Below are 4,476 nucleotides of genomic sequence, written 5' to 3' on the forward strand. Positions count from 1 at the left end.
GCGTTTGTAGCCGGCCTCGAGCGCATCGAGAACCTCGACGACCTCTTCCCGACTACTAGAACGCATGTTCGAATCTTAGCCAACCAGACGGACACAAGCACACCCCGAGACCCTCGCCTGTGGATAAAGGTCCAACTGTGGTGCCTCTCTATTTGTCAAGAGGCATTTGCCGCTGTTTCTGAAACTAGTCGTGGGGTGCGGGTCTCGTCGGCAAGCATGATTCGCCAGAGATGGCCGGCGAGGTGACGCTTGAGCGCACGGGTGGCATATCGGGGGGATTTACCCTCGGCGATCTTCTTGTCGTAGTAGGCGCGGCCGGTGCTCGCGTGCATCCGGATCTGGATCATTGCGATGGTGTAGATCGCGGAGTTCAGTTGCCGGTCCCCGTAGCGGGACAGCCGGTGCCGAGAGGAATCAGCGCTCGCAATTTGGACAGGCGCGGTGCCGGTGTAGTTCGCGTATGCGGCAGCCGAGGCGAACCTGGTCGCCTGGCCGGTGCGGCCCAGCAGGGGGGCGGCCAAGACAGATCCGACACCGTCGACCTCGCGCAGAGTGGTGCCGTGCTCGTCGAGCAGAACGGCGATCTTGGCTTCGTTGGCCTTGATCTGCTCGTCGAACCGCCTGACGTCGGCGATGAGCTCCTTGGCAAGTTCCAGCCGAGTCCGGTCTGGGCCGGTGCGGGGGCGGAATCCACGGAGAGCGGCGGTGGCCTTGGCGGGGGTCAGCGACGTCGGTGCGCCGCCGGCCATCAACTCGCGCAGGAGCGCGTGTAGCTGATTGACCGCGCGGGTTCTGCTGTGTGACAGGTTGACTCGACGTTCATCCAGCAGCGCCAGCGCGTCGGTGGTGGTTTCGGGGTAGACCTGACGGGCATCGCCCTGCAGCGCCGCGACACTGGCCGCCGCCGCGGCATCGATGCGGTCGTTCTTACGGCCACCGCCTCGGGAGAGTTCCCGGACCCGCGCAGTCGCTGTGGTCGGAATATCGACAACGACCTCGCCGCGAGCCAGCAACCAGAGCGCCAAGTGATGCCCCAGACCGTCGGCGTTTTCGATCGCCCAGGTGCGTTCGGGCCATGGTTTCGCCCAAAGGATCAGACGCTGGTATTCGGTCAGGGATGCCTCGATGCGCACCGACCCGACATCAGAGTTGGTGGCCGGGTCCAGTGCGGTGCCGGTGTGAGTGGTCTTGTGCGGATCGATGCCGATGACGATCATGGAATACGGGTTCCCTTCGCTCATGTGGGTGGGGAATCCGCGGCGGACAATCCGACTTCAAGTACCTCTCACAGCAACTTGCGGTCACGCCTCTCTTCAGTCACGCCGCGAACGCAGACCGCAAGGGTGACACACCACAGTAGGGTCAACCCGAACCACGGGCGACAGGATAACTCTGAGTCATCCCTGCGGCCTGCTACGAGACGCTAATGGGCTGCAATCCCACACACCGTCCCATGACACCCACACAAGTCGGATAACTCAGCAACGGGGGCGCCCACGTACCCTCGCGGAGGAGTTTCGACCGTCGACCCGAAGGGACGTGCATGACCGGCCAGGATGAGTTGCGGGGCAGGGTCCGGGTCCCCGCCGACCTCGACGCCGTCACCGCAATCGGCGAGGAGGACCACTCCGGGATCGACCCGGCGGCCGTCGAGCGGATCTGGCAGGCCGCCCGTCACTGGTATCAGGCCGGCATGCATCCGGCGATCCAGGTGTGCCTGCGGCACAACGGCAAGGTCGTGCTGAACCGGGCGATCGGGCACGGCTGGGGCAACGCCCCGACCGACCCGGCCGACGCCGAGAAAATCCCGGTCAAGACCGATACACCGTTCTGCGTTTACTCGTCCGCCAAAGCGATCACCGCAACCGTCGTGCACATGCTCGTTGAGCGCGGTCAGATCTCACTCGACGACCGGGTCTGCGAGTACATTCCGACGTACACCAGCCACGGCAAGGACCGCACCACCATCCGGCACGTGATCACCCACAGCGCCGGTGTCCCGTTTCCGACCGGACCCAAGCCGGATCTCAAGCGGGCCGACGATCACGAGTACGCGCAAGAACAGCTCAGCAACTTGCGGCCGCTCTACCGGCCGGGGCTCGTGCACGTCTACCACGCACTGACCTGGGGCCCGCTGATGCGCGAAATCATCTACGCCGCAACGGGTAAAGACATCCGTGAGATTCTGGCCACCGAGATTCTCGGCCCGCTGAACTTTTGCTGGACCAATTTCGGTGTGGCAGAACAGGATATCCCGCTGGTAGCACCCAGCCATGCCACCGGCACACCACTGCTGCCCGCTCCGATCGCGGCGGCCTTCCGCAAGGCGGTCGGCGGTACCACCCACGAGATCATCCCGATCACCAACACACCGCTCTTTCTCAAGACTGTGATCCCGTCATCAAACACCATCTCGAACGCCGCCGAGATGTCCCGGTTCGCCGAAATATGGCGTCGCGGAGGCGAACTCGACGGAGTCAGGGTGTTGAACCCCAAAACGCTGCACGATGCAACGCGGCAATGTCGCCGACTGCGACCCGACGTGGCAACCGGACTCATGCCGGCCCGCTGGGGCACCGGCTTCCAGCTCGGCACAAAGCGATTCGGCCCATTCGGCCGGGGTGCGCCGGCGGCGTTCGGCCATCTCGGGCTGGTCAACTGCGCGATCTGGGCCGATCCCGACCGCCGGCTGGCAGCCGGTGTGGTGAGCAGCGGCAAGCCCGGCCGCGACCCCGAGCTCAAGCGGTACACCGCGCTGATGGACCGCATCGCCGCCGAGATCCCGCAGGGTGCGCCCTAGTCAGGGTGCGCCATAGTTAGGTGATGCAGCCGCGACGCCATTCCGTCGTTGACATCACACTCACCTCGATCCTGTCCGTCGCCGCCGCGCTCGCCGCCATGGGCACGGTCGGGTTCTCGTTCTTCTTCGTGATGGCCACCGATTCGTGCAATGAGCATTGCGCTTACGGGGCGCTCAACGCCGCTTACGCCGTGACATGGGGCGGAGTCGGGATCGCGGTCCTGATCGGAGTGTCTGGCGTGATCGTCGCCGCGGTGCGCGGGTGGCTGATGTGGATCTGGCCTGCGCTGGCGCTGCTACTGATCCTTGTAGCCCTCGGGATCGGCGTGCATCTGGCCGACACCGTCATGCACCACAATTAACGCTGTTAATCCAGCCGGTCTAACATGCTCGGAGCACGTTTGGCTGTGGTCGGGGGACCAGCAACGCGGGCGCTAAGAAATGAGCGTCTACTTTGGGCTACCCGACTTCTGACTCCAGATAGATGGGTAACTTTGTAGTGGCTGATCAAAGCAGCGGATTGACGCCGGACTACGAGACGTCGCAGTCGATCTACGACCTCAACGACGACTTTTTCGCGCTGTTCCTGGGCCCCACGATGGGCTACACCTGCGCATATTACGAACGCGACGACATGACGCTGGACGAGGCGCAGGTCGCGAAATTCGATCTCGCGCTGGGCAAGTTGAACCTCGAGCCCGGCATGACCCTGCTCGACATCGGTTGCGGGTGGGGCGGCGCGCTGGAAGTCGCCCTGCAGCGATATGACGTCAACGTCATCGGCATCACGTTGAGCCGCAACCAGCACGCGTGGACCACGGCCCGGCTGGCGAAGGTGCCGACGACGCGCTCGGTCGAGGTGCGACTCCAGGGCTGGGAGGAGTTCGACGAGCCGGTCGACCACATCGTGAGTATTGGTGCGTTCGAGGCGTTCACCAAGCCGCGCTACGGCGCGTTCTTCAAGTCGGCGCACCGAGTGCTGCCCGCCGACGGCCGGATGCTGCTGCACACGATTCTCGGACGACCTCAGAGCTTCTTCGCGGCCAACGGAGTGGCGATCACGATGAACGATCTGCGGTTCATGCGGTTCATCGGACAGGAGATCTTCCCCGGTGGCGAACTGCCCTCCGAAGACGACGTGGTGCAGTTCGCGACCGCGGCAGGTTTCGGCGTCGAGCGGGTCCACAGCCTGCGCGCGCACTACGCCCGGACGCTGGATATGTGGGCGACCAACCTCGAGGCCAAGCGCGACGAAGCGATCACGATCACGGACGAGGCCAACTACGACCGGTTCATGCGCTACCTGACCGGGTGCGCGGACTTCTTCCGCCGCAGCATCACCGACATTGCCCAGTTCACCCTCGTCAAGGGTTAGTACTGGCGGTGGCGGAGGGATTTGAACCCCCGGACGGTTTTAGCCGTCTCTCGCTTTCAAGGCGAGTGCATTAGGCCGCTCTGCCACGCCACCGCGGACAAGGGTAGCGGCTGGGTCCGGTCGCCCGCCGCCTCGTCGGCCCGAGCCGGCCCGCATCGTCAGCGGCTGGGTCAGCCGGATCGCTTCAGCGCGGCGCTGATCCGGCGGCAGTTCTCCCCCATCGCGGCGACCTGCGAACGCGACAACTGGCCCAGAAAGTTGGTCCGCACGCACTCGGCGTAGGTCACCATGGCCTGCTGCG

At 64.5% G+C, this 4,476-nt stretch carries 4 protein-coding genes, 1 tRNA gene and 1 pseudogene; 3 read left to right on the top strand and 3 right to left on the bottom strand.

Annotated features, from left to right (window positions below; translation table 11 throughout):
* Positions 1-155 precede the first annotated feature (155 nt).
* Positions 156-1,217, bottom strand: coding sequence for an IS110 family transposase (locus VGH54_RS09285; protein WP_331511664.1), 1,062 nt, complete (start codon positions 1,215-1,217; stop codon positions 156-158).
* A gap of 326 nt (positions 1,218-1,543) precedes the next feature.
* Here VGH54_RS09285 and lipE point away from each other — a divergent pair, with 326 nt between their 5' ends.
* The 3 genes from lipE to VGH54_RS09300 all read left to right on the top strand — a co-directional run bounded on the left by lipE (position 1,544) and on the right by VGH54_RS09300 (position 4,175).
* Positions 1,544-2,800 (top strand): lipase LipE, encoded by a 1,257-nt coding sequence (gene lipE / locus VGH54_RS09290; RefSeq protein ID WP_331511661.1) that lies wholly within the window; start codon positions 1,544-1,546, stop codon positions 2,798-2,800.
* Positions 2,801-2,823: 23 nt separating this feature from the next.
* On the top strand, positions 2,824-3,162 hold the full coding sequence (locus VGH54_RS09295) for a hypothetical protein (protein ID WP_331511662.1): 339 nt from the start codon (positions 2,824-2,826) through the stop codon (positions 3,160-3,162).
* Positions 3,163-3,299: 137 nt separating this feature from the next.
* Positions 3,300-4,175, top strand: a complete 876-nt coding sequence (locus VGH54_RS09300; protein WP_414688682.1) for a cyclopropane mycolic acid synthase family methyltransferase — start codon at positions 3,300-3,302, stop codon at positions 4,173-4,175.
* 3 nt (positions 4,176-4,178) lie between these two features.
* Here VGH54_RS09300 and VGH54_RS09305 read toward each other — a convergent pair.
* Both VGH54_RS09305 and VGH54_RS09310 read right to left on the bottom strand, forming a co-directional pair.
* Positions 4,179-4,268: transfer RNA gene (locus tag VGH54_RS09305), tRNA-Ser, on the bottom strand.
* Positions 4,269-4,345: 77 nt separating this feature from the next.
* Positions 4,346-4,476, bottom strand: a pseudogene (locus tag VGH54_RS09310) (MarR family transcriptional regulator); the annotation flags it as partial.

The organism is Mycobacterium sp. (assembly GCF_036488105.1).
Lineage (GTDB): Bacteria > Actinomycetota > Actinomycetes > Mycobacteriales > Mycobacteriaceae > Mycobacterium.

Bases quoted from the DNA above. Each gene is read 5' to 3' on its own strand.
- VGH54_RS09285 (WP_331511664.1), bottom strand. From the start codon at position 1,217: ATGATCGTCATCGGCATCGATCCGCACAAGACCACTCACACCGGCACC.
- lipE (WP_331511661.1), top strand. From the start codon at position 1,544: ATGACCGGCCAGGATGAGTTGCGGGGCAGGGTCCGGGTCCCCGCCGAC.
- VGH54_RS09295 (WP_331511662.1), top strand. From the start codon at position 2,824: ATGCAGCCGCGACGCCATTCCGTCGTTGACATCACACTCACCTCGATC.